The sequence below is a fragment of the Pseudomonas sp. gcc21 genome (assembly GCF_012844345.1).
Taxonomy (GTDB): Bacteria; Pseudomonadota; Gammaproteobacteria; order Pseudomonadales; family Pseudomonadaceae; genus Halopseudomonas.
In genome coordinates this window covers 1,562,670-1,586,565 of record NZ_CP051625.1, presented here as the reverse complement: position 1 = coordinate 1,586,565, position 23,896 = coordinate 1,562,670, and the positions used below count along the sequence as shown (strand labels likewise).

26 protein-coding genes are annotated in these 23,896 nt (G+C 60.0%); 22 read left to right on the top strand and 4 right to left on the bottom strand.

Annotation, left to right across the window (positions count from 1 at the left end; all coding sequences use genetic code 11):
- The first annotated feature begins 140 nt into the window (after nt 1-140).
- The 12 genes from fleN to HG264_RS07290 all read left to right on the top strand — a co-directional run bounded on the left by fleN (nt 141) and on the right by HG264_RS07290 (nt 10,720).
- The gene (gene fleN / locus HG264_RS07345; RefSeq protein ID WP_169407052.1) at nt 141-968 is read left to right on the top strand and encodes a flagellar synthesis regulator FleN; all 828 of its coding nucleotides are present in this window, start codon (nt 141-143) and stop codon (nt 966-968) included.
- Nucleotides 968-1,702 (top strand): RNA polymerase sigma factor FliA, encoded by a 735-nt coding sequence (locus HG264_RS07340; RefSeq protein WP_169409048.1) that lies wholly within the window; start codon nt 968-970, stop codon nt 1,700-1,702. Before fleN ends, HG264_RS07340 begins: the two co-directional genes overlap by 1 nt.
- A 175-nt stretch (nt 1,703-1,877) precedes the next feature.
- Nucleotides 1,878-2,255, top strand: coding sequence for a chemotaxis response regulator CheY (locus HG264_RS07335; RefSeq protein WP_178101012.1), 378 nt, complete (start codon nt 1,878-1,880; stop codon nt 2,253-2,255).
- 19 nt (nt 2,256-2,274) lie between these two features.
- Nucleotides 2,275-3,066 (top strand): protein phosphatase CheZ, encoded by a 792-nt coding sequence (locus tag HG264_RS07330; RefSeq protein ID WP_169409047.1) that lies wholly within the window; start codon nt 2,275-2,277, stop codon nt 3,064-3,066.
- Nucleotides 3,067-3,078: 12 nt separating this feature from the next.
- Nucleotides 3,079-5,310, top strand: a complete 2,232-nt coding sequence (locus HG264_RS07325) for a chemotaxis protein CheA (RefSeq protein WP_169407051.1) — start codon at nt 3,079-3,081, stop codon at nt 5,308-5,310.
- A gap of 29 nt (nt 5,311-5,339) precedes the next feature.
- On the top strand, nt 5,340-6,443 hold the full coding sequence (locus HG264_RS07320) for a chemotaxis response regulator protein-glutamate methylesterase (RefSeq protein WP_169407050.1): 1,104 nt from the start codon (nt 5,340-5,342) through the stop codon (nt 6,441-6,443).
- Entirely contained in the window at nt 6,443-7,183 is a 741-nt protein-coding gene (locus tag HG264_RS07315; protein ID WP_169407049.1) for a flagellar motor protein, read from the top strand. The genes HG264_RS07320 and HG264_RS07315 overlap by 1 nt, the downstream gene beginning before the upstream one ends.
- 1 nt (nt 7,184) lies before the next feature.
- Nucleotides 7,185-8,009 carry a flagellar motor protein MotD gene (motD, locus tag HG264_RS07310; protein ID WP_169407048.1) on the top strand — a complete coding sequence of 275 codons (825 nt, stop codon included), beginning with the start codon at nt 7,185-7,187 and terminating at the stop codon, nt 8,007-8,009.
- Between the two features lie 125 nt (nt 8,010-8,134).
- Nucleotides 8,135-8,929 (top strand): ParA family protein, encoded by a 795-nt coding sequence (locus tag HG264_RS07305; protein WP_169407047.1) that lies wholly within the window; start codon nt 8,135-8,137, stop codon nt 8,927-8,929.
- A gap of 37 nt (nt 8,930-8,966) precedes the next feature.
- Nucleotides 8,967-9,764 (top strand): CheW domain-containing protein, encoded by a 798-nt coding sequence (locus HG264_RS07300; protein ID WP_169407046.1) that lies wholly within the window; start codon nt 8,967-8,969, stop codon nt 9,762-9,764.
- A 63-nt stretch (nt 9,765-9,827) separates the two neighbouring features.
- A complete protein-coding gene (locus tag HG264_RS07295; RefSeq protein WP_150299169.1) occupies nt 9,828-10,307 on the top strand; it encodes a chemotaxis protein CheW in 480 nt (159 codons plus the stop codon).
- Nucleotides 10,308-10,312: 5 nt separating this feature from the next.
- Nucleotides 10,313-10,720 (top strand): DUF2802 domain-containing protein, encoded by a 408-nt coding sequence (locus HG264_RS07290; protein WP_169407045.1) that lies wholly within the window; start codon nt 10,313-10,315, stop codon nt 10,718-10,720.
- A 30-nt stretch (nt 10,721-10,750) separates the two neighbouring features.
- Here HG264_RS07290 and HG264_RS07285 read toward each other — a convergent pair whose 3' ends face one another.
- Both HG264_RS07285 and HG264_RS07280 read right to left on the bottom strand, forming a co-directional pair.
- Complete coding sequence (locus tag HG264_RS07285; protein WP_169407044.1) at nt 10,751-11,038, bottom strand: EscU/YscU/HrcU family type III secretion system export apparatus switch protein; 288 nt, start codon at nt 11,036-11,038, stop codon at nt 10,751-10,753.
- Complete coding sequence (locus HG264_RS07280) at nt 11,038-12,672, bottom strand: flagellar hook-length control protein FliK (RefSeq protein WP_169407043.1); 1,635 nt, start codon at nt 12,670-12,672, stop codon at nt 11,038-11,040. Before HG264_RS07280 ends, HG264_RS07285 begins: the two co-directional genes overlap by 1 nt.
- A gap of 204 nt (nt 12,673-12,876) precedes the next feature.
- Here HG264_RS07280 and ccmA point away from each other — a divergent pair, with 204 nt between their 5' ends.
- The 10 genes from ccmA to HG264_RS07230 all read left to right on the top strand — a co-directional run bounded on the left by ccmA (nt 12,877) and on the right by HG264_RS07230 (nt 20,700).
- The gene (gene ccmA / locus HG264_RS07275; protein ID WP_372240225.1) at nt 12,877-13,533 is read left to right on the top strand and encodes a cytochrome c biogenesis heme-transporting ATPase CcmA; all 657 of its coding nucleotides are present in this window, start codon (nt 12,877-12,879) and stop codon (nt 13,531-13,533) included.
- Nucleotides 13,533-14,204, top strand: a complete 672-nt coding sequence (gene ccmB / locus HG264_RS07270) for a heme exporter protein CcmB (protein ID WP_169407041.1) — start codon at nt 13,533-13,535, stop codon at nt 14,202-14,204. The genes ccmA and ccmB overlap by 1 nt, the downstream gene beginning before the upstream one ends.
- Nucleotides 14,205-14,223: 19 nt before the next feature.
- Nucleotides 14,224-14,967 carry a heme ABC transporter permease gene (locus HG264_RS07265; RefSeq protein ID WP_169407040.1) on the top strand — a complete coding sequence of 248 codons (744 nt, stop codon included), beginning with the start codon at nt 14,224-14,226 and terminating at the stop codon, nt 14,965-14,967.
- Nucleotides 14,964-15,131 carry a heme exporter protein CcmD gene (ccmD, locus tag HG264_RS07260; RefSeq protein WP_372240207.1) on the top strand — a complete coding sequence of 56 codons (168 nt, stop codon included), beginning with the start codon at nt 14,964-14,966 and terminating at the stop codon, nt 15,129-15,131. Before HG264_RS07265 ends, ccmD begins: the two co-directional genes overlap by 4 nt.
- Nucleotides 15,131-15,601: a cytochrome c maturation protein CcmE gene (gene ccmE / locus HG264_RS07255; RefSeq protein WP_169407039.1), complete on the top strand. Its 471-nt coding sequence runs from the start codon at nt 15,131-15,133 to the stop codon at nt 15,599-15,601. The genes ccmD and ccmE overlap by 1 nt, the downstream gene beginning before the upstream one ends.
- Entirely contained in the window at nt 15,598-17,571 is a 1,974-nt protein-coding gene (locus HG264_RS07250) for a heme lyase CcmF/NrfE family subunit (RefSeq protein ID WP_169407038.1), read from the top strand. The genes ccmE and HG264_RS07250 overlap by 4 nt, the downstream gene beginning before the upstream one ends.
- On the top strand, nt 17,571-18,158 hold the full coding sequence (locus tag HG264_RS07245) for a DsbE family thiol:disulfide interchange protein (RefSeq protein WP_169407037.1): 588 nt from the start codon (nt 17,571-17,573) through the stop codon (nt 18,156-18,158). Before HG264_RS07250 ends, HG264_RS07245 begins: the two co-directional genes overlap by 1 nt.
- A complete protein-coding gene (locus HG264_RS07240; protein ID WP_169407036.1) occupies nt 18,155-18,634 on the top strand; it encodes a cytochrome c-type biogenesis protein in 480 nt (159 codons plus the stop codon). Before HG264_RS07245 ends, HG264_RS07240 begins: the two co-directional genes overlap by 4 nt.
- Entirely contained in the window at nt 18,627-19,841 is a 1,215-nt protein-coding gene (gene ccmI / locus HG264_RS07235) for a c-type cytochrome biogenesis protein CcmI (RefSeq protein WP_169407035.1), read from the top strand. Before HG264_RS07240 ends, ccmI begins: the two co-directional genes overlap by 8 nt.
- Nucleotides 19,842-20,256: 415 nt before the next feature.
- Nucleotides 20,257-20,700, top strand: a complete 444-nt coding sequence (locus HG264_RS07230; RefSeq protein ID WP_256663806.1) for a transposase — start codon at nt 20,257-20,259, stop codon at nt 20,698-20,700.
- Nucleotides 20,701-20,922: 222 nt separating this feature from the next.
- Here the strand turns inward: HG264_RS07230 and HG264_RS07225 are convergent, their stop codons facing one another.
- Nucleotides 20,923-22,386, bottom strand: a complete 1,464-nt coding sequence (locus HG264_RS07225; RefSeq protein ID WP_169407034.1) for a DASS family sodium-coupled anion symporter — start codon at nt 22,384-22,386, stop codon at nt 20,923-20,925.
- Nucleotides 22,387-22,410: 24 nt separating this feature from the next.
- On the bottom strand, nt 22,411-23,730 hold the full coding sequence (locus HG264_RS07220) for an MFS transporter (RefSeq protein WP_256663805.1): 1,320 nt from the start codon (nt 23,728-23,730) through the stop codon (nt 22,411-22,413).
- Nucleotides 23,731-23,896 lie beyond the last annotated feature (166 nt).

Sequence of the window (23,896 nt, the reverse complement as noted above, 5' to 3'; positions counted from 1 at the left end):
GATTAGCGCACTTCGCCTCACGGCGGCATGCAGCAAGCGAACCAGGCCGGCGTTCCGTCAGTGAGCCGCCCTGTAGCAGACACGGTGCGATTTTTACAAATTTGCTAACACGAATTCTTATTACAAGGTAATCCACACAGATGGGCAGCAATCATCCGGTTCAGGTTATCGCGGTCACCGGCGGCAAGGGCGGGATCGGCAAAACCAACGTATCCGTCAACCTCAGCATGGCGCTGGCGGCGTTGGGGCGTCGGGTCGTACTGCTCGATGCCGACCTTGGCCTCGCCAACGTGGACGTGCTCCTGGGTATCAAGCCCAAGGCCACGCTTGCGGACGTGCTTGATGGCAAATGTGACCTGCGGGATGTGCTGATTGACGGCCCCGGCGGCATCCGCATCGTTCCCGCCGCATCAGGTGCGGCGCGCATGGTCAACCTGAACCAGCAGCAACACGCCGGGCTTATTCAGGCCTTCAGTGACATCGGCGACAACATTGACGTGTTGATAGTCGACACCGCTGCCGGAATAGGCGACTCGGTCGTGAGCTTCGTGCGCGCCGCCCAGGAAGTGTTGGTGGTTGTGTGCGACGAGCCGACCTCGATTACTGACGCCTATGCGCTGATCAAGCTGCTCAATCGCGACCATGGCATGACCCGTTTTCGGGTGCTGGCCAACATGGTCAATACGCCGCAGGAAGGCCGCACTGTCTTCGCCAAACTGACCAAGGTGACCGATCGGTTCCTGGACGTGGCGCTGCAATATGTCGGCGCGGTGCCCTATGACGAATCCGTACGCAAAGCGGTGCAGAAACAGCGCGCGGTATTTGACGCCTTCCCGCGAAGCAAGGCCTCGCTGGCCATTCGCGGCATTGCGCAGAAGGTTGATGCCTGGCCGTTGCCGGTTAACCCGCGTGGTCACCTGGAGTTCTTTGTGGAACGTCTGGTCCAGCAATCGGGGGCAGATTCATGATCGCGTCCGCCAGTGGAGCCTATATGTACAACCGTACCCAACGTGCAGCGGGTCAGCAGGATCTGCTGGTCGAACAGTTTGCTCCCCTCGTCAAACGCATTGCCTATCACTTGCTCGGGCGCTTGCCATCCAGCGTGCAGGTAGAAGATCTGATGCAGGCGGGCATGATCGGCCTGCTCGAAGCTTCACGCAAATTCGACCATTCAAAGGGCGCCAGTTTCGAAACCTACGCCGGCATCCGCATTCGTGGCGCCATGCTGGATGAGGTTCGTAAAGGCGACTGGGCGCCCCGATCGGTTCACCGCAATACGCGCATGGTCAGTGATGCCATCCGCGCAGTGGAGGCCAGGCTCGGACGTGACGCTAAAGATCATGAGGTTGCGGCCGAATTAGAGATGAGCCTTGAGGATTACTACGCGATTCTTGGCGACACCGCAGGCAGCAAGCTGTTCAGCTTCGAGGATCTGCTCGAATCCGGTGCGGCGGCGGATGTGCACGCCGAGGGTGAGCCCCAGGGCGAATTGCATGACGAGCGCTTTCGCGGCGCACTGGTCGAGGCCATCGAAGGCCTCCCGGAGCGCGAGCGGCTGGTGCTTTCCCTGTACTACGACGAAGAGCTGAATCTCAAGGAGATTGGCGCGGTGCTGGGCGTGAGCGAATCGAGGGTGAGTCAGCTGCATACCCAGTGCGCCGCCAGGTTGCGCGCACGCCTGGTCGCCTGGAAGAACGAATAATAGATAGCCGGATCTCTGGTCCGGCTATCGCAGCCGTGGCTGTGTCGCCTGCCGGCGGGTCAGCTTAGGGTGCGCGCTTTACTTGCTGAGCGCTTCTCGCTCAGGGACATGAATTCAGCAGAGTGCGAACCTGCACTTTTTTCTGGTTTGTACGGAGGTTTACTTGGACAAGAATATGAAAATTCTCATCGTCGACGATTTTTCGACGATGAGGCGCATTATCAAGAACCTGCTGCGTGACCTCGGGTTCACCAACACCGCTGAAGCCGATGACGGCAATACTGCTTTGCCAATGCTCCAGAGCGGCAATTTCGATTTCCTCGTCACTGACTGGAACATGCCCGGTATGAGCGGTATTGACCTGCTCAGGGCGGTTCGCGCTGACGACCGTCTGAAGCATCTTCCGGTGCTCATGGTCACAGCCGAGGCCAAGCGCGACCAGATCATCGAGGCCGCCCAGGCAGGTGTGAGCGGTTATGTGGTCAAGCCATTCACTGCCCAGGCGCTCAAGGAAAAGATCGAAAAGATTTTCGAGCGCGTTCAGCCGAAATAACCAACCGGGGTACCAGATGATGGCGTTAAGCAAGGATCCCGGCCAGGCGACTGCTCAACAGTTTGAGCAATCCCTCAAGGAGCATGCACTACAGCTCGTTGAGTATCTAGAAAATGGGCAATTCAGCGAAGCGGTGCTGGTGGTGCACGCGATCAATCAGGCCCGAGACCGCGGGCTGTATCACGAGGTAGGCCAGCTTACCCGGGCGTTACACAACGCCATCGTGAATTTTCAGATCGACACCTCCCACGCGCTGGGCGACAGCGGCGAAGCCTCGAAGATTTCCGATGCCTCGGACCGTCTCGACTATGTCGTGCAGCTCACCGACAAGGCTGCCAATCGCACCATGGATCTGGTGGAAAGCAGCACCCCCCATGTCGCCGAGATTGGCGAAGAGGCGGCGGCGTTGCGCCTCGAATGGGCGCGTCTGCAGCGCCGGCAAATGACCGCCGATGAATTTCGCGACCTGTCTCGACGCATCGGAGAATTCCTCACGCGCACCGAGCAGTCTGCGACAACCGTCTCGACCCATCTGAACGACATCATGATCGCTCAGGATTACCAGGATCTGACTGGCCAGGTCATCAAGCGTGTAACGACGCTGGTTCACGATGTAGAGGAAAGCCTGGTGAGTCTGGTGCGTATGGCCGGGAAGGTCGATCGCCTTGCCGGAATCGAGCACGGCGATGGCGTACAGCCGAAAAAAGCCCCAGAAAAGGGTGAAGGTCCGCAGATTCATGCCGATATAAGGGAAGACGTAGTGTCTGGGCAAGACGAAGTCGATGATTTGCTGTCCAGTCTTGGTTTTTAAGGGAGCGAGTGCATGAGTGTTGACGCGGATGAGGAAATTCTTCAGGACTTTCTGGTGGAAGCCGGAGAGATCCTGGAGCAGTTGTCCGAGCAGTTGGTAGAACTGGAAAACCGTCCGGACGACGCCGATCTGCTCAATGCGATCTTTCGCGGCTTTCACACCGTAAAAGGCGGTGCCGGATTCCTGCAACTGGACGCACTGGTTGGCTGCTGTCATATCGCGGAAAACGTGTTCGACATCCTGCGTAAGGGCGAACGTTCGGTGACCTCCGAACTGATGGACGTCGTGCTGCAGGCGCTTGATGCGGTCAACAGCATGTTCGCTCAGGTGCGCGAAGGCGAGACGCCCACGCCCGCTGAGCCTGCATTGCTTGAAGCGCTGGCCTTGCTGGCGAAACCAGCGGCGAGCGAAAACCATGAGCCTGTCACCTCGAACCAGACAGTAGAAGCGACCACCGTGGACACTCCGGAAGCAGCCGGCGGCGAAGGTGATATCACCGACGACGAGTTCGAGAAACTTCTGGACGCGCTACAGGCAGAGCCCTCTGCCGAGGCCGTTGAATCCGCTTTGCCTGTGTCTGCCGGCAGTGCGGGTAGCGGCGATAGCGATAGCGATGAAATAACCGACGAAGAGTTTGAAGCCCTGCTTGATCAACTGCACGGAGCAGGTAAACCGCCTGTTGCGGCCGTAGCGGCGGCTGCCAGCGCATCGATACCGGACACTGGCGCGTCTGATGACGTCATCACTGACGACGAATTCGAAGCTTTGTTGGATCAGTTGCACGGCACCGGCAAAGGTCCGGGCGCGACAGACGCGGCGCAAGCTGTTTCCAGGGACGAACCTGCCGCAGACTCGGCAGGTATCGATCATATTACCGATGATGAATTCGAAGCGCTGCTGGATCAACTGCATGGCACCGGCAAGGCGCCGGGCAAGTCTGACGTTGACTCAGCTTCTGACACCACCGCTGCCGCTGCGGCCAGACCCGATGCCCGGCCAGCTGCTGCACCTGCACCCGCCCGCCAGCCCGAGCCCGTCGCGGCAAAAGCACCGGCCGCTGCTGATGCACATCCCGCAGAAACCACGGTGCGCGTGGACACAGCGCGCCTCGACGAAATCATGAATCTGGTCGGCGAGCTGGTGCTGGTGCGCAACCGCCTGGTGCGTCTTGGGGCGAGCACTGGCGGCGAGGAGCTGAGCAAGGCTGTGGGCAATCTTGATGTGGTGACGGCCGATCTGCAGTCATCCGTGATGAAGACCCGCATGCAGCCAATCAAGAAGGTGTTTGGCCGCTTTCCGCGTGTCGTGCGCGATCTTGCACGTGCTCTCAAGAAAGAAATCACGCTCGAGCTGATCGGGGAGGAAACTGACCTCGACAAGAACCTGGTCGAGGCGCTGGCCGATCCGCTGGTTCACCTGGTACGCAACTCGGTAGACCATGGCGTTGAGATGCCAGACGAGCGCGAAGCCGCTGGCAAATCGCGGATGGGCAAAGTGGTGCTCGCTGCGGAGCAGGAAGGCGATCATATATTGCTGACCATTACCGACGATGGTCGCGGAATGGATCCGGAAGTACTTCGGCGCAAGGCGGTCGAGAAGGGCATGATGGAACGCGAAGCCGCCGAGCGGTTGAGCGAAAGTGAGTGTTTCGACCTCATTCTGGCCCCCGGCTTTTCCACCAAGACCGAGATCTCGGATGTGTCCGGGCGCGGCGTTGGCATGGATGTGGTCAAGACCAAGATTTCCCAGCTCAACGGCAGTATCACGATCCAGTCGACCAAGGGGCAGGGCACCCGCATCGCGATCAAGGTGCCGCTGACGCTGGCAATCATGCCGACACTGATGGTCATGCTGGCGAACCAGTCCTTCGCATTGCCGCTGGTCAGCGTGAATGAAATTTTCAATCTGGATCTGTCCCGCACCAATGTGGTGGATGGTCAGGAAGTGATCATCGTCCGCGACAAGGCCCTGCCTCTGTTTTACCTCAAGCGCTGGCTGATGCCTGGCGCTGCAGATACCACCGAACGTTCAGCTGCCAGCGTAGTGATCGTCTCGGTCGGTACCCAGCGCGTCGGTTTCGTTGTGGATCAATTGGTCGGGCAGGAAGAGGTGGTTATCAAGCCTCTTGGTCGCATGTTGCAGGGAACCGCCGGCATGTCTGGCGCAACGATTACCGGTGATGGCCGCATTGCGCTCATTCTCGATATACCCAGCCTGCTCAAGCGCTACGCGCGCCGCGCATAGCACGGCGCAGGTACTCAGGGAGAGTCAATATGGCGGTGAAAGTACTGGTTGTCGACGATTCGGGATTCTTCCGGCGCCGGGTAGCCGAAATCCTCGGCGGCGATCCGCAGATTCAGGTAGTCGGTACCGCCTCGAACGGGCAAGAAGCAATCGACCAGACGCTTGCGCTGCATCCCGACGTGATCACCATGGACTACGAAATGCCGGTGATGGACGGCATTACGGCGGTCAAACAGATCATGCAGCGTTGTCCCACCGCGGTCCTGATGTTTTCCTCGCTGACCTACGAAGGCGCGCGGGTGAGCCTGGACGCCTTGGACGCCGGTGCGGCGGATTACCTGCCAAAGAATTTCGAGGACATTTCCCGCAATCCGGACAAGGTGCGTCAACTGCTCTGTGAGCGGGTGCATGTCCTAGCGCGTACCAATCGCCGTTCACTGGGATTGAGCGCGCCCGCGCCTGCCGTGGCCCCGGTTCAGTCTTCTGTCGCTCCCCGCACCGAGCCGCTTCGCCAGCCGGTTGCTCCGGCGCGCAGCACGGCTGCGCCAGCTGTCAGCCCGGCGCCGCGCCGTAAAAGCTACCGGCTTGTCACCATCGGCACCTCGACAGGCGGACCGGTTGCGCTGCAAAAGGTGCTCACTCAGCTGCCGGCCAACTTTCCGGCACCCTTGCTGCTGGTTCAGCATATGCCGGCAGCCTTTACCAAGGCTTTTGCAGAGCGGCTCGACAAGCTTTGTCGTATCAGTGTCCGCGAAGCCCAGGATGGCGACATGCTGCGCCCCGGTCTGGCATTGCTGGCCCCCGGTGGCAAACAGATGATGGTGGATAGTCGCGGCACGGTGCGCATCCTGCCCGGGGACGAGCGTCTCAACTACAAGCCCTGCGTGGATATCACCTTTGGTTCGGCGGCCAAGGCATTTCAGGACAAGGTGTTGGCAGTAGTGCTGACCGGCATGGGGGCCGACGGTCGCGAGGGCGCTCGCATGCTCAAGCAGGCTGGCAGTTCGGTCTGGGCGCAGGACGAAGCGAGCAGTGTGATCTATGGCATGCCGATGGCTATAGCCAAGGCCGGTCTGGCCGACAGCATCTATAGCCTGGACGATATCGGTCGTTATCTCGCTGAGATTGGCTGATGGATATTCTGAGTATTATCGGCGTTATTCTGGCTTTCGTTGCCATCCTTGGTGGTAATTATCTCGAGGGCGGCCACATCGCGGCCCTGCTTAACGGGCCGGCGGCGATGATTGTCATCGGCGGCACGCTGGCTGCCGCACTCATCCAGACGCCACTTCCTGTCTTCAAGCGCGCACTTGGCATTCTCGGCTGGATATTCGTACCGCCCCGCAGCCGTCACCGTGAGGGCATCGGACAGGTAGTCAACTGGAGCACAACGGCGCGCAAGGAAGGATTGCTCGGGCTGGAAGCAATGGCCGAGCTGGAGCCCGACGCGTTCGCCCGCAAGGGGCTGCAGTTGCTGGCCGATGGTTGCGAGCCGGAAACATTGCGCGCCATTCTCGAGGTGGATCTGCTCACGCGCGAAAACCACGACATGGCCGCCGCCAAGGTGTACGAGAGTATGGGCGGATATTCACCGACCATCGGCATCATTGGCGCGGTGATGGGGCTGATCCACGTCATGGGGAATCTGGCCGATCCCTCGTTGCTGGGTAGCGGCATAGCGGTGGCTTTCGTGGCGACCATTTACGGTGTGGCGCTGGCCAACCTGTTTCTGTTGCCGGTGGCCAACAAGCTCAAATCCGTCGTGCTGCAGGAATCCAGCTACCGCGAGATGCTGCTGGAGGGCCTTTCGTCCATAGCCGAAGGCGAGAATCCCCGTTCTATCGAGCTGAAGCTCGAAGGCTTCCTGGACTGATATGCGCCGGCGTCGCACACGTGAAAGTGAAAACCACGAGCGCTGGCTGGTTTCCTATTCGGATTTCATAACCCTGTTGTTCGCGTTTTTCGTGGTCATGTATTCCATCTCGTCGGTCAATGAAGGGAAATACAAAGTGCTTGCCGATACGCTCGGCGGCGCCTTCAATCAGCCGCAGCAGGTCATCAATCCCATCCAGATAGGCGAGACCACGCCGCGCAGCCTGAGCCCGATTGAAGGGATGGGGGAGCATGATGGCGGCAGCGACGCGGTTAACGATTCGGAGAGTGACAGCCTCGCGGATATCGCCAAGGCGATGCAAGCAGCCTTTGGCGATCTGATCAGTGCCGGCGATATCGAGGTGCGCGGCAATGAATTATGGATTGAGATCGAGTTGAGCTCGGGTCTGTTGTTTCCCAGCGGTGATGCCTTGCCGCTGGACGACGCCTTTCATCTGACCGAAAAGATAGCCGGAATTCTGGCGCCCTATGACAACCCGGTTCATGTGGAAGGCTTTACCGACAACGTGCCGATACGCTCGCGTCTGTACCCGACCAACTGGGAATTGTCTGCCGCACGCGCGGCGAGTGTGGTCAGAATGCTCGCCCACGGCGGGATCGATCCGGGTCGTATGGCTGCAGTGGGCTATGGAGAATTCCGGCCGGTGGCCGATAACACTACCGTAGCGGGACGCCGGGCGAATCGTAGGGTGGTTCTACTGGTATCACGGTATACCGAACAGCCCGACACGGCGTCGCAGCAGGATCGACATGGCGTGGATGCCATGCGCTCTGCTCGCAGCCGCACCCTGGCTGTTTCCGAATAAGCGAGCGGTTCTGGCACGGGTTCTGCTAACTACACTGTAACTGAGCAATTTCTGAGTTGATGTCCCGAAAGACGTCAATTTGTCGTCGTAGTCAGGGCCCGCACGGGTCAGGACCTGGAGGGTGAATGAGAGTCTGGGCCGTAGCCAATCAGAAGGGTGGGGTGGGCAAAACCACGACCGCGGTAGCCCTGGCTGGTCTGCTGGCGGATCAGGGCCAGCGCGTGCTGGTCGTCGATCTCGATCCCCATGGTTCGATGACCAGCTACTTTGGACACGATCCGGATAGCCTGACCAGTAGCGTGTTCAATCTGTTTCAGCACAAGGGCCAAGTGCCTGACGGACTCGCCGAAGCCTTGCTGCTCGATACAACACACGAAAACATTCGTCTGCTGCCATCCAGTACCGCATTGGCAACACTGGAGCGCCAGTCCGCCGCGCAGGGTGGATTCGGTCTGGTCCTGTCGCGGGCGCTGGCACAACTGTGGAACGACTTCGAGTATGTGCTGATTGATAGCCCGCCGCTGCTCGGCGTGTCCATGATCAACGCACTGGCGGCCTGCGAGCAGTTGGTTATCCCGGTGCAGACGGAATTTCTCGCACTCAAAGGGCTCGAGCGCATGGTCACTACCCTTGAGATGGTCAATCGATCACGTAAACAGGGGCTGCCTTATACCATCGTTCCAACCCTGTTCGATCGGCGCACCCAGGCTTCACTGAGTACCCTGCGTCTGTTGCGGCGCGATTATCAGGATCATTTGTGGCAGGCGTTCATTCCGATCGATACCAAATTGCGCGACGCGAGCGTGGCGGGAGTGGTGCCGTCGCGGCACGACGCCAATTCGCGCGGCGTGTTGGCTTATCGCGCCTTGCTGCGGTATCTGCTGGCGCAGGCCGTGCCGCGCCGCGAGCAGGTAGCCTAATGTTAAATCTACTCCCGCCGATAAACCGGGCATGTCGATGAATAGAACTACGCCCCTACAGGAATATATTCCCCAGCAGACCATCCAGTGTTACCTGGATGCGCTGTTGCAGGAGGCTGCTGTCGAGTTGGCGCTGGCTGAACAGCCGGAAATTGAAATACCCGCTCAGGCCGAGGCGCAGGTGGCGGTGTCCGAGCCGCACGTCGTTCCGGTCCAGACACCGGCAGCGGAACAGGCCGCAGCAAGGGTTCAACACGTCGCTTCGCGGAACGCCCACACCGAGCTGTCGGCTGAATGGCAGACGGTCGAACAGGAGCTTTCGCCGCAGGAAGCTGAGCCCAGCGAACGAGCGGCGTGGCGGGACCAGCCCTTCGAGGCCCTGCTGTTTGACGTGGGCGGTCTGACCCTCGCAGTGCCTCTGGTATCGCTTGGGACCATTCACTCTCTGGAAAGCGACATTACGCCATTGTTTGGCCAGCCTGACTGGTTCCTCGGTCTGTTGCCCACCTCGGCAGGCAACCTGAAGGTACTGGACACGGCGCGCTGGGTCATGCCGGAGCGATACTCGCCGGCGCTACGGGACGACCTGCGTTTCGTGATCTCCGTTCAGGGATATGACTGGGGCATGGCGGTGCACGGTGTCAGCCGGTCCATCAAGTTGAATCCGGACCAGATCAAGTGGCGCTCGCAACAGGGTAAGCGGCCCTGGCTGGCCGGAACCGTTATCGAACATATGTGTGCTTTGCTGGATGTATCAGCGCTGGCCTCGTTGCTGATCAGCCATGCGCCCGGCGAGTCAGCAACGCGGCTCGCGATGAAACGGAAACAGACCTAGGATTATCATTCGCCCTGCGCAGGGACAACGCACAGGGCCCTTTTATAAATCGGGAATTGATAGATGAATAACCACACCGCACAAAGCGCCGAAGATCCGATTCTGCAGTGGGTGACCTTTCACCTGGACAGCGAGACCTATGGCATCAATGTCATGCAGGTACAGGAAGTGCTGCGCTATACCGAGATTGCTCCGGTGCCAGGCGCGCCTTCATATGTGCTGGGTATCATCAACCTGCGCGGTAACGTAGTGACCGTGATCGATACGCGTCAGCGCTTCGGTCTGAGCCCTGCGCCGATCACTGATGCTACCCGGGTAGTGATTATCGAGGCGGACAAGCAGGTCATTGGCATTCTGGTAGACAGCGTCGCTGAAGTGGTTTACCTGAAGCAGTCCGAGATCGAGACCGCACCCAATGTCGGTACCGACGAGTCCGCCAAGTTCATTCAGGGTGTATGCAACAAGAATAACGAGCTGCTGATCCTGGTCGATCTGGAAAAGATGATGACCGAGGATGAGTGGGCCGAGCTGCAGGGTTTTTGATCGACATGGCTGAGTCAGGATGGGTGCTGTTACTGGGGTTAGGCCTGGGGCTGCTTATTGCAGCCCTGGCTGCGCTGACCCTTGCGTATCGCCGCCTGGCCCGGCGCCTCGATGAGCAGGACGCTGCACAGCGACAGCGAATCGAGCAGTTGCTCAAGGATATCAGCGGGTACCAGCAGGGCACGATCGGCATGGGAGAGGAGCTGTTCGCGTTGCGCGACCAGCTCAAGCGCATCGAAGACAAGCAGCAACGCTTCGAGCAACAGGACCCGCAAACCATGCCCTATAACCAGGCTGCGCGCCTGGTCGGGATGGGAGCGAGTATTGAAGACGTTACCCAATCCTGCGGTTTGTCCAAAGCTGAAGCCGAACTGGTGGCGCGGCTGCATGCGGCCAGACAGGAACGGCACTGAGGCCGGTCTGCAGGCTGGCTTTTCTGTAAATCAGTAGTCCTCCTCCGGCGGAACAAATCCCACCGGCGCCTTGCCTTTCAGATACCAGGCGAAAGCAATGATCTCGGCGATGGTCCGGTAAAGCTCTTCCGGGATCTCGTCCCCCAGCTCCATTCGCGCGAGCATCTTTGCCAGGTCCGCGTTCTCATATATCGGTACTTCATATTCCATGGCCAGCTGCACAATCTGCTCGGCCAGATCGCCTTCGCCCTTGGCCGTCAGCGTCGGGGCCTGCTCGCCGTCGTACACCAGTGCAATGGCCTGTTTGGAATCCGTCATCAGGTTACCTCGTCTACCCAGTTCTGCTGTACGGCCTGCCTCGGTGGTGGTGGCGTGCCCTGGTGCCAGGACAACTCCCCGACCGAGAGCCCCTTGGCTAATAACCGATCACGTAGCCGCCCCAGTTCGCTATCGAGCAGGTTCAGTGTCGCCGGGCGCTCTGCCCAGAACTCGCTGCTGACCTTGCCTTTGTACAGTCGGGCAATGGCCTGCATCGGGCCTAAGGATTCAAGCTCAAATGCCAGACGGACTTCCCAACGGGGTATTGGCTCCGGCGACTTTTTCGAGGGGGCCGCGTCGTCGCGCTGGACCCGTACCTGTATGTGGTTGAACTGCTGGCCGTCCCGTAGCGGAATTTCCAGTTGCCATACAGTCTGGCTGCTGCCGTCGGCAAAGCTCTGGCTCTGACCAAGGCTCTGTAACTGATGATGCTGAATGCGCGAGAGCAGGGCCGCGGTGAGACGCAGCAAGCTGCCCAGTTCCGGCGTTTCGCTCATGTTCTGCAATACCCGCGAGGGCAATGGGAAGGCGCCGGGGCGGATGCCGGGGATCTTCTGCCACGGGCCCGGCGGTAATGCGAGCAACGCGCGGCTCTCAGCCGGCAGTTGGTGTTGCAGGTTCAGCAGAAGGTTGGTCAGCGACGCCTTGAGATCGGCACCCGGCAAGGGCTCGACACCCGGTGGCGTGGCCAGTCCGGCAAGCAGAGCAAGCACCTTGTTCAGCGGTGGCAGTTGTACCGCGGGTGTCTGTCCGGGCATTGGCTCGGTGCCACCCGGGCGGGTCTTGAGGGCGTTGGCCAGCATCGCCAGATTGTTTTCCAGAAACAGGCCGCTCTGTTTCACTGCCTGCGCTACGCCGGCTTCGGTACTCAGTTGCGTAGCGGTGGTGACGTGCATCAGCACCTGGCGTATCGCCGGCTGCAACCGCTCGGGGGCGGCGCCGGCGATGCGCTCGAGCTGCGCCATCAAGGGTTCTGCCGACGCCTGTCGTTGCAGGCTGTCGCGCAGCCCCAACGAGACGGCTAATTGACGCAGCTGCTCGCTGGGCGCGGCGACGCGCAGCTCGCCCGAAGCGCCGACCGTGGCCTGTAACAGCGTGCCGGGCTCCACCGGTTTGCTGCTCACCAATGACAGGGTTGACCCGGCCCCCGCGCCCTGTACGATGCGCGCGAGCAGGGCGAATCGCTGCTGAGCGCCGTCTTCGACGGCTCTCTGCGTCAATACTCTGGCTTGCAGGCTGGCGTCCGGTGGGAACTGGGTCGGATCCAGGCGGATGAGCGGCGTATTCAGCGCTGCACTGGTTACAGCGGCCGCCTGAACCGAGGCGAGTACCCGAGTCTGGTTGACGGCCTGTATCAGTAGCTGAGTGCCGCTGGGGATCGGTTCGCGGCTCGTTACCTTGAGCTCTCTGGGCGGAAAGCCCTCGGACCGGGCGACGCGCAGCAACAGCTCGAACTGGCCGGCACGCGCTGTGCTGCTGATGACCTCGGCTCTGGCTGTTCCGCCGGCATCCAGCATCTGTGCGTCAATAGGCCGCAGCAGCTGCAGCGCGATACTTGCGCCGGGTCCGGGGCGGCTGGCAGGCCCGGCAGCATGCGGGCTGGCAATGGAGGGCAGACGGAAGTCGGATGTCATGGCGCCACAACTTGATATAAATCAGGGCCCTTCACCGAAAGGCTGTATGTATAATGGCCCCCCGAAAAGAACCGGCCAGAAGGCGCCATTCAGGCGCCTGATCAGTATAGCGGCTGAATGCCTGCGAACATGAATCTGGCTGGGGTCTGTTGACGTTTCATCGCGGCTCGCGATGAAACGTCAACAGACCTTGGGGTTCCCCGGCTGCGCCAACCTGGAGAGACAGTGAAATCACTGCCTATTGAAATACACACGCTGACCTGTGAGCGCGACCAGCGGGAGCTGTTTTCTGACCTGTCCTTTTCGCTGCAGGGTGGCCAGGTGTTGCAGGTGGCCGGTCCGAATGGTTCGGGCAAAACCAGTCTGTTACGCATTCTGGCAGGATTGCTGCCAGCCGTCTGCGGCGATGTGCGCTACGGCGGCGCCTCTGTTTTCGCCGGTAGCGGACGCGAGCAATGGCGCCATAGCCGGCTTTTCATCGGTCACGCGCCGGCAGTCAAGGCGAATCTTACCGCCGAAGAAAATCTCAGCTGGCTATGCGCACTCAGTGAGCCGGCTGATCGTCAGCGCATCAGCGACGCGCTCGGCAAGGTCGGTTTGCGTGGTTTCGAGGACGTGCCCTGCCATACGCTTTCGGCGGGTCAGCAGCGGCGCGTTGCCCTGGCCAGGTTGTATCTCGAAGCGCATCCGGTATGGATTCTTGACGAACCCTTTACCGCCATTGACAAGGCTGGCGTTGCGGCACTTGAGCAGCATGTGATGCAGCACGCAGAGCGGGGCGGCACGGTGATCCTGACAACGCATCACAGTCTCGACCACATCGACGGGCTGCGTCGTCTTGACCTCGGGCAGGTGGCCTGATGCGCCAGATCGTCTGGTTATTGTTTTGTCGCGAGTGGCGTCTGGCCTGGCGTCGTCCGGGTGATTTGCTCAATCCCCTGGTGTTCTTCGCCATTGTTATCAGCTTGTTCCCGCTGGCGGTCGGCCCTGAGCCGAACATGTTGCGCACCATGGCGCCCGGGGTGATCTGGGTGGCTGCTCTGCTGGCCACTCTGTTATCGCTGGATGGAATGTTTCGCAGTGATCATGAGGACGGCTCGCTTGAGCAGTGGGTGCTGTCGCCACATCCCCTGTCGCTGATGGTGCTGGTCAAGGTGCTGCATCACTGGCTGGTCAGCGGCCTGGCAATGGTGCTTCTGGCACCGCTGTTTGGCTTGATGCTGGCGCTGCCAGTGTCGGTGTTACCGGTGCTATGCCTCAGTCTGCTACTCGGCACACCCGTGCTGAGCCTGCTCGGCGCTGTTGGCGCGGCATTGACGGTTGGTCTGAAGGGCGGCGGTGTATTACTCGCGCTTTTGATCCTGCCGCTGTACATTCCGGTGCTTATTCTGGGTACCGGGGCGATCGAGGCATCACTACAGGGAATGCCTGTAGCAGGTTACGCATTGTGGCTGGGTTGCCTGGCCGTGTTGTCTCTGAGTCTGGCACCGGTGGCGATTGCCGCCGGATTGCGCATCGGGGTGAGCGAATGATTGATGGAATAGGTCAAGCATGAACTGGAGTTTTTTCCATAAGCTGGGTTCGCCCAAGTGGTTCTTCGACATCAGCGGCCGCTGGTTGCCATGGTTTGCTGGCGCCGGCGCGTTACTGCTGCTGGCCGGAAGCGCGTGGGGCCTGTTCTTTGCTCCGCAGGATTATCAGCAGGGCAACAGCTTTCGTATCATTTATATACATGTCCCGGCGGCTTTCGTCGCGCAGTCGTGTTACATCATGCTCGCCGTGGCGGGCATAGTCGGACTTGTCTGGCGCATGAAACTGGCGCATGTAGCACTCAAATGCGCTGCGCCGATTGGCGCCTGGATGACCTTCGTCGCGCTGGTCACCGGGGCTATCTGGGGCAAGCCGACCTGGGGTACCTACTGGGTCTGGGATGCGCGCCTGACGTCCATGCTGATTTTGCTGTTTTTATACTTCGGGATCATCGCGCTGGGGCAGGCCATCAGTAACCGTGAGACCTCGGCCAAGGCCACGGCGGTGCTGGCGATCGTTGGCGTGGTGAACATTCCGATCATCAAATACTCGGTTGACTGGTGGAACACCCTGCATCAGCCAGCCACGTTCAAGATCACCGAGAAGCCGGCAATGCCGATGGAAATGTGGTTGCCGCTGCTGCTGATGGTGCTGGGCTTTTACGCTCTCTTCACGGTCAGCCTGCTGATGCGCATGCGCGTCGAGATCCTGCGCCGCGAGAACCGCACGCGCTGGGCCCAGGAAGCACTGGAGAAGATGTTGTGAATGCCGTAACCGAATTTCTCGCCATGGGCGGACACGGGGCCTACGTCTGGTCTTCGTATGCCATCACCCTGGTGGTCTTGTCGCTGAACGTGTTGCAGCCCTGGCTGGCGCGTCGGCGTTTGGTAAATGAAGAGGCGCGTCGTCGGCGCCGGGAGATGAACTGATGCATCCGCAACGCAAGAAACGTCTGAGCCTTATCCTGCTGGCACTGGTCGGCATCGGGATTGCAGTGGCCCTGGCGCTCAGTGCCCTGCAGCAGAACATCAACCTGTTCTACACCCCGTCCGAGATCGCCTCGGGCCATGCGCCCATCGATACCCGCATCCGCGCAGGCGGCATGGTGGTAGACGGCAGTCTGGAACGCTCGCGGGACAGCCTCGATGTGCGTTTCAAGGTGGGCGATGGCGCCGAGGAAGTCCTGGTCGCCTATAGCGGCATCCTTCCGGATTTATTCCGCGAAGGGCAGGGCATCGTCGCGCTGGGCAAGCTTGATGAGAACCGCATGCTGGTCGCTGATGAAGTGCTGGCCAAGCATGACGAGGAATACATGCCGCCCGAAGTGGCCCAGGCAATGGACAAGGTCAATCAGATGAAGCTCGATGCCAGTTCTGCTGATACATCGGAGGCCAAATGATTCCCGAACTTGGTCAGATCGCGCTGATCATCGCGCTGGTCCTGTCGATTCTGCAGGCCACCGTGCCGCTGTATGGCGCCTGGCGTGGCGACAGTCTGGCTATGAGTTTTGGTCAGCCGGCGGCCATGGCGCAGGGGCTTTTTGTACTGTTTGCCTTCCTGTGCCTGGTGCAGTCTTTTCTGGCCAATGACTTCAGCGTGTCCTACGTCGCGCTTAATTCCAACTCGGCCTTGCCCTGGTATTACCAGATCAGCGCGGTCTGGGGCGGGCATGAAGGTTCGCTGCTGTTATGGGCACTCATACTGTCCGGCTGGACCTTTGCCGTAGCGATTTTCTCACGCGACCTGCCTGAGGAGATGCTTGCCCGGGTGTTGGCAGTAATGGGCATGATCAGCGTTGGCTTCATGCTGTTCATGCTGATGACCTCCAATCCTTTCGATCGGCAGTTGCCATTCCATCCGGCGGACGGTAACGACCTGAACCCGCTGTTGCAGGATTTCGGTCTTATCGTGCATCCGCCCATGCTGTACATGGGCTATGTTGGCTTTTCCGTGGCCTTCGCCTTCGCTATTGCCGCGCTCCTTGGCGGTCGGCTTGATGCGGCCTGGGCCCGCTGGTCTCGGCCCTGGACGATTGTCGCCTGGGCATTCCTCGGTCTCGGCATCATCCTCGGCTCCTGGTGGGCCTATTATGAGCTTGGCTGGGGCGGCTGGTGGTTCTGGGATCCGGTCGAGAACGCCTCCTTCATGCCCTGGTTGGTCGGCACGGCGCTGATCCACTCGCTGGCAGTTACCGAAAAACGCGGCGTGTTCAAGAGCTGGACCGTCCTCCTGGCGATTGCCGCGTTCTCGCTGAGCCTGCTGGGGACCTTCCTGGTGCGTTCCGGTGTGCTGACTTCAGTGCATGCCTTCGCCAACGATCCAGAGCGAGGGGTGTTTATCCTTGGCTTTCTGATGGTCGTCGTCGGTGGCTCGTTGGTGCTTTATGCCCTGCGCGCGCCGGTGGTGAAAAGTCAGATCGGATTTGCGCTCTGGTCACGGGAAACCTTCCTGCTGATCAATAACGTGGTTCTTGTGGTCACCGCGCTGATGGTATTGCTCGGTACGCTGTATCCGCTGGTTCTGGATGGTTTGACCGGCACGCTGGTATCGGTCGGGCCGCCTTACTTCAATGCCCTGTTCCTGCCGCTGATGAGCTTGCTGATGCTCGCCATGGGCGTGGGGATGATCAGTCGCTGGAAGGACACGCCGGTCAAGTGGTTGTTCGGTCAGTTGAAATGGGTGATGGTGCTGTCGGCAATCGGCGCCATCGGCCTGGCGGTGTGGATCGGCGACCACCATCTGGCAGTCGGCAGCATGCTGTTCCTGGTGTTCTGGGTAGTCGGCGTGAGCATTCGCGATGTGCTGCACAAGACTCGCAACAAGGGTCTGGTCAAGGGCATGCGCGCATTGCCACGCAGCTTTTGGGGCATGACCGCGGCGCACATTGGCATGGCCGTTTGTGCGGTGGGTATAGTGGGTGCAAGCCTGTTCGACAGTCAGCGCGACCTGCGTATGGCGACGGGGGACTCCCTCGAGCTGGGTGGGTATCGGTTTGTTTATCAGGGTGCGTCGCATCTGGAAGGGCCTAATTGGGAGTCCGACCGAGCCACCGTTGAGGTGTATCACGGGGACCGTCAGATTACCGTTCTGCATCCTGAAAAGCGGTTGTATACGGTGCAGAACCAGATGATGACCGAGGCGTCGATCCATGCAGGTTTTACCCGCGATCTGTTCGTCGCCATGGGGGAGCCGCTTGATGACGGGGCCTGGGCTATGCGCGTGCATATCAAACCCTTTGTGCGCTGGATCTGGCTAGGCGGGCTGATGATGGCCTTCGGCGGCCTGCTCGCTGCAGCGGACAAGCGTTACCGGTTGCGCGTCAAGCGTCGGGAAACCACCGCGCAAACCATCGCCCCGGAGACAGTCTGATGCGCAGGATTCTTCTGATCATTCCATTGGTGCTGTTTTTCGGGTTGGCTGGCTTCTTCCTCATGACGCTGATGGACAAGCAGCGCGAGAACGAGGAGCTGGCCGCCTCGGGGTTGCAGCCATCAACTTCACTGACATTGCCGTCAGCGCTGATTGGCAAGCCGTTCCCTGCTTTCAATCTGCCGAGTGTCGAAGACCCCACCAAAGCGATTTCGACAGAGGATCTCATCGGCAAACCGGCGCTGGTCAACGTATGGGGTACCTGGTGTGTAGCGTGCCGCGTTGAACACCCGGTGCTTAACAAGTTGTCTGCGCAGGGCGTGGTGATTCACGGCGTCAATTACAAGGATGACAATGCCGCCGCGCAGAAGTGGCTGAAGGAATTTCACGACCCTTATCAGCTGAACATCAGCGATGCGGAAGGACGTCTCGGGCTTGATCTGGGGGTATATGGCGCGCCGGAAACCTTCCTGATCGACGCCGAGGGCGTGATTCGTTACAAATTCATCGGCGTGGTGGACGAACGCGTCTGGGAGCGTGAACTGCAACCACGATATCAGGCTCTGGTTGACGGGGTGCAGCCATGAAGCGCGGTCTGTGGATCTCGCTGCTGTTGATGCTGATGATGAGCGTCAGTCAGGCGGCAGTCGATACCTTCGAGTTTGACAGCGAGGAGCAGCGCCAGCGTTTTTATGACCTGAGCGGTGAGCTGCGCTGCCCTAAATGCCAGAACCAGAATATTGCCGACTCTGATGCGCCGGTCGCGACCGACCTGCGCCGTGAACTCTATCGCCTGCTGGATGAAGGGCAGAGCAATGAAGAGATCATCGGGTTCATGGTTGACCGTTACGGCGATTTCGTACGGTACAAGCCTGCTCTGAATGCCCAGACCATCGTGCTCTGGTTCGGTCCCGCCCTGTTTTTGTTGATCGGCCTTGCCACCCTGGTAATCATGCTGCGCCGGAGACAGCGCGCGCTGCGTGAAACAGAAACGGGACACTTGACTGCTGAAGAACAGCAACGCCTGCACGCTCTGCTGGAGAAGAAGAGTTCTGATGACTGATCTATGGATTTTTGGCGCCCTGTTGCTAGCCCTGGGTGTTATAGCTGTACTCTGGCCAATCTGGCGGCATCGCCGCACTACTACGGTTGACCGCACCACACTGAACGTGGCGCTGTATGAGGAGCGGCTGGCCGAACTGGACGCTCAGGTGGCCGCGGGTGAGATCACGCCTGAACAGCGCGAAGTCACTGCCGAGGAGGCCAGTCGGCTACTGCTGGAAGACACCGCGCGTGCCGATGGACGACAAGGCGTGAAGCGGCGGGGCAGTCCCGTATTGCTGATTATCGCCGCCGGTTTGCTGCCATTGATCGTCACTGGTCTGTACATGAGCTGGGGCAACCCGGCGGGTCTGGCGCTCTACCGGGAACTGCAGGAAAGTCCGGATCCCTCCAGTCTGGAGCAGATGATCGACCGGATGGAACGTGTCACCGAGGTTCAGCCGGAAAATGGCGAAGCCTGGTTCATGCTCGGCCGCGGTTATATGTCCGCGCAACAGCCCGATCGCGCAATCGGTGCCTTCGAGAACAGCCTCAAACGCATCGGCGAGCGGCCTGAAGTGCTCGCGCAACTGGCGCAGGCGCGTTTCTTCGCCGCTGGAAACCAGTTGGATACAGAAGCCGCAGCAGCACTGGACAAGGCGCTGGAGCTGAATCCTGACGAGCCGACCGCCCTCGGCTTGCTGGGCATCGCCGCGTTCGAAGCCGGCGAATACACCGGCGCTATTCAATACTGGGAACGCCTGCTGGCCGGTATGCCACCCGGTGGTCCGGGTGCGCAAGCCATCCAGGGCGGTATCGACCGCGCACGTGAGCGGCTGGGATTGGAGCCGAGCGAGGCGAACCCCGAGCAGGCCGTCGCGGATGAGTCCGCCGTCATACGCGTGCGGCTTGAACTCAGTGATGAAGTTACCGCCGAACTGGATGAAAGCGCCGTCATCTTCCTCTTCGCCCGCGATCCGGAAGGCCCGCCGATGCCGCTTGTTGCGCGCCGTTTCACGCTCAATGAGTTGCCAGCCGATGTAATCCTCAGTTCATCGGACGCCATGTTGCCCGAAGTGACACTGAGCGAAGGTCAAACCCTCGAGCTTATCGCCCGCGTCTCACCGGAAGGCGACGCCATGCAGGGTTCGCATCAGGAAACGCTTGGTGGGGTGAAGGTAGGGGCTGAGGATCAAGTGTTGCTGCGGGTGGATACTGCGGTTCAGTGAGTCTGTGTTCGATTGATGGGCGGGGCGTCCTGCAGACGCTCGCGGCGAGGGCGCCCCTCCCACCAGGCCCGAACTCCCTGCGATTGCGCTAAACAGGCCTGACATTGAGTCAACATTCCTCAAGCTGAACACGCATCGCTCATCCGTGGGAGCCCCGCGCTCGGGGCGACGGTACACGCCCTTGTATGGTTTCCCTACAGGTCCGAACTCCCCGCGATTGCGCTAAACAGGCCTGACATTGAGTCAACATTCCTCAAGATGAATACGCATCGCTCGCCTGTGGGAGGCTCGCCCTCGGGGCGATGGCATGCCGTGAACTCGGCGTCTAGCCATTTTCACTTAACTGGGTCCAGATCACAGATTGATAGTTTTCCAAGATGTTCAATAGTTGTGTCAGCCACAGGACGGGCAACAATTGAACATTTCGAAGGGACATTCCCGCGATCTACGAAGAGGCAGAACATCCGAGCCCGGGCGACTTTATCTGGTCACAGCTGCTACCGCGAACAGACAGCCCGTTTTTAACGATTTCGCAAGTGCGCGCACATTGGTCAACATCTTCCAGGCAGAGTCGCGCCTCAAGCAGGTACATACCTGGGCTTTTGTCGTCATGCCAGATCATTTTCACTGGATATTGCAGTTGAATGACGAGCCGCTCTCGCATGTGATAGGCAGAGTGAAAGGGCTTTCAGCGAGGAGGCTCGGTCGAGCCCTCTGGCAGGATGGGTTTCATGATCGAGCGCTGCGCAAGGAACAAGATTTGAAGGCAATGGCGCGCTACGTAGTAGCTAACCCGATACGCGCTGGGATAGTCGATTCGGTAGGTGATTATCCACATTGGGACGCGGTGTGGTTGTGAGCGGGGCGTCTTGCGGACGCTCGCGGCGAGGGCGCCCCTCCCACCAAACTCAATCCGACACGTTTCCAGTATGAAGCCATTTGAATAGCAGCGCCCACCTGTGGGAGGCCCGCCCTCGGGGCGACGCTGGTCGCAAGAGCAGCCGGTTCGTTCCCCGCTCACACCGCATACCAAAACCGCCGTCACAAGGACGGCGGCTGGTATTACACGGTAGAGCCAGGATCAAACCCCGAACACCCACCCCATCAGCAGATACCCAATCACTGTAACGATCGCCACACCTGCCAGGTTCAGCGCGAAACCGGCGCGGATCATCTCGCCTATCTTGATGTGGCCGCTACCGAACACGATGGCGTTGGGTGGGGTGGCGACGGGCATCATGAATGCGCAGCTGGCGGCGATGGCGGCGGGCACGGCGAACAGGATGGGCGACACGCCCTGGCCGACGGCGAGCGCGCCTAGCAGCGGCAGGAAGGCTGCGGCGGTGGCGGTGTTGCTGGTCACCTCGGTGAGGAAAATGATGACCATGGTGATCAGGATCACCATAGCGATGATCGGCAATACGCTCATGATCGACATGCTTTCGGCAATCCAGACTGCCAGGCCGGAGGAGGTGATCACCGAGGCCAGCGCCAGGCCGCCACCAAACAGCAGCAGGACGCCCCAGGGCATCTTCTGAGCGCTGTCCCAGTCCATCAAGAACACGCGGTTTCTGGTGTCGACCGGAATCAGAAACATCACCAGTGCCGCAGCGATGGCGATCACGGTGTCGTTGAGCCAGGGGATCAGCGTCTCGGACAGCACCGGCTGGAATATCCACGACAGAGCGGTAAGCAGGAATACCACGGCAACCAGCTTCTCGCCCTTTCTCATCGGCCCCAGCTCCGCCAGTTGTTCCTTGAGCAGGGTGGAGCTGTTGGCGGATTCGCTATCCAGACCGAAATCCTTGCGCGTCAGCATCCACCAGACCACCAGCAACATAGTGAATGAAACAGGTACACCGATCAGCATCCATTGGGCGAAGCCCACCTGAATGTCATGGGTCTCCGCCAGATAAGCCGCAAGTAACGCATTCGGCGGCGTACCGATCAGCGTGGCGATGCCGCCCACGCTGGCTGCATAGGCGATGGCCAGCAGCAGGTTCGAGGCGTACCGGCGAATCGGCTCGGAACCTTCGTTGCCCATCATGGAAATAACTGACAAACCGATCGGCAGCATCATGATGGTTGTGGCAGTGTTGCTCACCCACATGCTCAAAAAGGCTGTGGCGATCATGAACCCGGCTACCTGACGCTTGGGCTGCCCGCCCACGGCGATCAGCGTGACCAGCGCGATACGCTTGTGCAAATTCCAGCGCTGCATGGCCAGCCCCAGTACGAACCCGCCCATGAACAGGAAAATGATCGGGTTGGCGTAGGGCGCAGTCGCCTGGCTGACGGTGCCCAGACCGAGCGCAGGGATCAGGCAGATAGGTAATAAAGATGTAGCGGGGATAGCGATCGCCTCGGTCGACCACCAGGTCGCAAGCAGCAGCATGAGCCCCAGCGCGTGCCAGGCTTCGATGCTCATCCCGGTCGGCGCTGGCAGCACCAGTGTCATGACCAGCAGCAGCGGTCCGAGAAACAGGCCGATGACGCGTGACAGCGGAAGGCCCTGACTTGGGGTTCCTTGATGAATTTCAGACATATAACGATCCCATCGGGTAAGTAATCAGACGTCAGGCAGCGAGCGGGCCAGCATCGTGCCGACCAGACCTACCATTGAAAGTAGCAGCAACATGCCTGCCGCGCCGATCATGGTGCTGAGCAGACCGAACAGCCCGGTAGCCAAAAGGATGCCGCCGATGACGGTATTACCCACTGCCACATAATCCGTGCGCCGATTGCCTTCGGCCATATCCAGTACATAGGTCTTGCGTCCGACCCGCACGCCGCTGTGCGCTATACCGAGCACGAAGAACGCCACCGGGAACAGCCAGGCATGCAAAGCCTCGGGCAAAGCTGCCCAGAAGTGCAGCGCCAGCACGACAGGCCCCAACAAACTGGCGATAGCGGCAGCGAGAATCAGCACGCGCCTGCTCGAGTGGTCGGCCATGCGGCCCCAGACCATGGCGCTCAGACTGTTGGCCAGGCCATTGGCGACCAGGAAGGCACCGAGCATGCCGATACCCGATTCGATATCCTGCCCGAGCAGCACGTAGTAGGGCGCAGAGAGAGCGGAGCAGAGCAGCAACGCACGGGTGACAACAAAGCGTCGAAAAACGGTATCGGTGCGCAGCAGACTCATGCGCGCGAAGGCTTCGCGGATAGCATTTTCACCGCCTTCGGTCGCCCCTGGCTGTTCGTCAATATGCCGATAGACCCACGCTGCGATGATCCACAACAAGGCGGCAGCACTTAATAAACCGGCATAAAAGAGCACGTCGTCTTCAGTCGGCGGCCAGAGCATGCAGTACACGCCAAAGGCCAGGGCAGCCCAACCGGACAGGCTGCTCGCCAGACCATTGAGCCGGCCGCGCCGGGTCCTGGGCACTGTTTTGCCAATCACATCCTTTCCGGCGACCGAACAGAGGCCGCGCGCCAGGCTGAATAACACCAGACAGGCGATGATCAGACCGCCGGCCAACGCCCCTTCAAACAACCAGGCCACCGCGCCAAGCGCAAGCAGCATCGCGGCCTGCAGCAGACTGCCAATTATCCATATGCCACGGCGCATGGCGTAACGGCGAACGCGCGCGGCGATAAACAACTGCGGCAACATTGAGCCGGATTCCCGAATGGGCACCAGCCAGGCAACCAGGGCGACCGGCGCACCCACCACGCCCATCAGCCAGGCAAGTGTCGTCTTCGGGTTGATGAGCGTATCGCCCAGGCTGGTCAGGGTATTGGCTGCCACCTGCAGGAAGAAGTTCTGCGGCACACCGTTGCAGGCGCTGTCCGGTATATCCTTGCAAACCCGGACATCGTCCTCATTCATCAGCTTGCTGTAGATACTGTCCAGATCCGGCTGCACGGCCATGTCAGCGTCCATAACACAATTCAAGGGCCGCGAATTGTGCCGGAGTGGGCATTTTTACGCTACCGCAAGACAGCATTATTGCTCTCCTTCCTTCGCGAAGTAGCAAATGCACGTCTGTGCTGGCTGAATACGCCTGGTCTGAGCCCGAAATCCGCGCTTTTTGACAGGCTCCGGGCGC

Excerpts from the sequence above, each read along its gene's own strand:
- fleN (WP_169407052.1), top strand. The coding sequence starts at position 141 with ATGGGCAGCAATCATCCGGTTCAGGTTATCGCGGTCACCGGCGGCAAG.
- HG264_RS07335 (WP_178101012.1), top strand. The coding sequence starts at position 1,878 with ATGAAAATTCTCATCGTCGACGATTTTTCGACGATGAGGCGCATTATC.
- HG264_RS07330 (WP_169409047.1), top strand. The coding sequence starts at position 2,275 with ATGGCGTTAAGCAAGGATCCCGGCCAGGCGACTGCTCAACAGTTTGAG.
- HG264_RS07325 (WP_169407051.1), top strand. The coding sequence starts at position 3,079 with ATGAGTGTTGACGCGGATGAGGAAATTCTTCAGGACTTTCTGGTGGAA.
- HG264_RS07320 (WP_169407050.1), top strand. The coding sequence starts at position 5,340 with ATGGCGGTGAAAGTACTGGTTGTCGACGATTCGGGATTCTTCCGGCGC.
- HG264_RS07315 (WP_169407049.1), top strand. The coding sequence starts at position 6,443 with ATGGATATTCTGAGTATTATCGGCGTTATTCTGGCTTTCGTTGCCATC.
- motD (WP_169407048.1), top strand. The coding sequence starts at position 7,185 with ATGCGCCGGCGTCGCACACGTGAAAGTGAAAACCACGAGCGCTGGCTG.
- HG264_RS07305 (WP_169407047.1), top strand. The coding sequence starts at position 8,135 with ATGAGAGTCTGGGCCGTAGCCAATCAGAAGGGTGGGGTGGGCAAAACC.
- HG264_RS07300 (WP_169407046.1), top strand. The coding sequence starts at position 8,967 with ATGAATAGAACTACGCCCCTACAGGAATATATTCCCCAGCAGACCATC.
- HG264_RS07295 (WP_150299169.1), top strand. The coding sequence starts at position 9,828 with ATGAATAACCACACCGCACAAAGCGCCGAAGATCCGATTCTGCAGTGG.
- HG264_RS07290 (WP_169407045.1), top strand. The coding sequence starts at position 10,313 with ATGGCTGAGTCAGGATGGGTGCTGTTACTGGGGTTAGGCCTGGGGCTG.
- HG264_RS07285 (WP_169407044.1), bottom strand. The coding sequence starts at position 11,038 with ATGACGGATTCCAAACAGGCCATTGCACTGGTGTACGACGGCGAGCAG.
- HG264_RS07280 (WP_169407043.1), bottom strand. The coding sequence starts at position 12,672 with ATGACATCCGACTTCCGTCTGCCCTCCATTGCCAGCCCGCATGCTGCC.
- ccmB (WP_169407041.1), top strand. The coding sequence starts at position 13,533 with ATGCGCCAGATCGTCTGGTTATTGTTTTGTCGCGAGTGGCGTCTGGCC.
- HG264_RS07265 (WP_169407040.1), top strand. The coding sequence starts at position 14,224 with ATGAACTGGAGTTTTTTCCATAAGCTGGGTTCGCCCAAGTGGTTCTTC.
- ccmE (WP_169407039.1), top strand. The coding sequence starts at position 15,131 with ATGCATCCGCAACGCAAGAAACGTCTGAGCCTTATCCTGCTGGCACTG.
- HG264_RS07250 (WP_169407038.1), top strand. The coding sequence starts at position 15,598 with ATGATTCCCGAACTTGGTCAGATCGCGCTGATCATCGCGCTGGTCCTG.
- HG264_RS07245 (WP_169407037.1), top strand. The coding sequence starts at position 17,571 with ATGCGCAGGATTCTTCTGATCATTCCATTGGTGCTGTTTTTCGGGTTG.
- HG264_RS07240 (WP_169407036.1), top strand. The coding sequence starts at position 18,155 with ATGAAGCGCGGTCTGTGGATCTCGCTGCTGTTGATGCTGATGATGAGC.
- ccmI (WP_169407035.1), top strand. The coding sequence starts at position 18,627 with ATGACTGATCTATGGATTTTTGGCGCCCTGTTGCTAGCCCTGGGTGTT.
- HG264_RS07225 (WP_169407034.1), bottom strand. The coding sequence starts at position 22,386 with ATGTCTGAAATTCATCAAGGAACCCCAAGTCAGGGCCTTCCGCTGTCA.
- HG264_RS07220 (WP_256663805.1), bottom strand. The coding sequence starts at position 23,730 with ATGGACGCTGACATGGCCGTGCAGCCGGATCTGGACAGTATCTACAGC.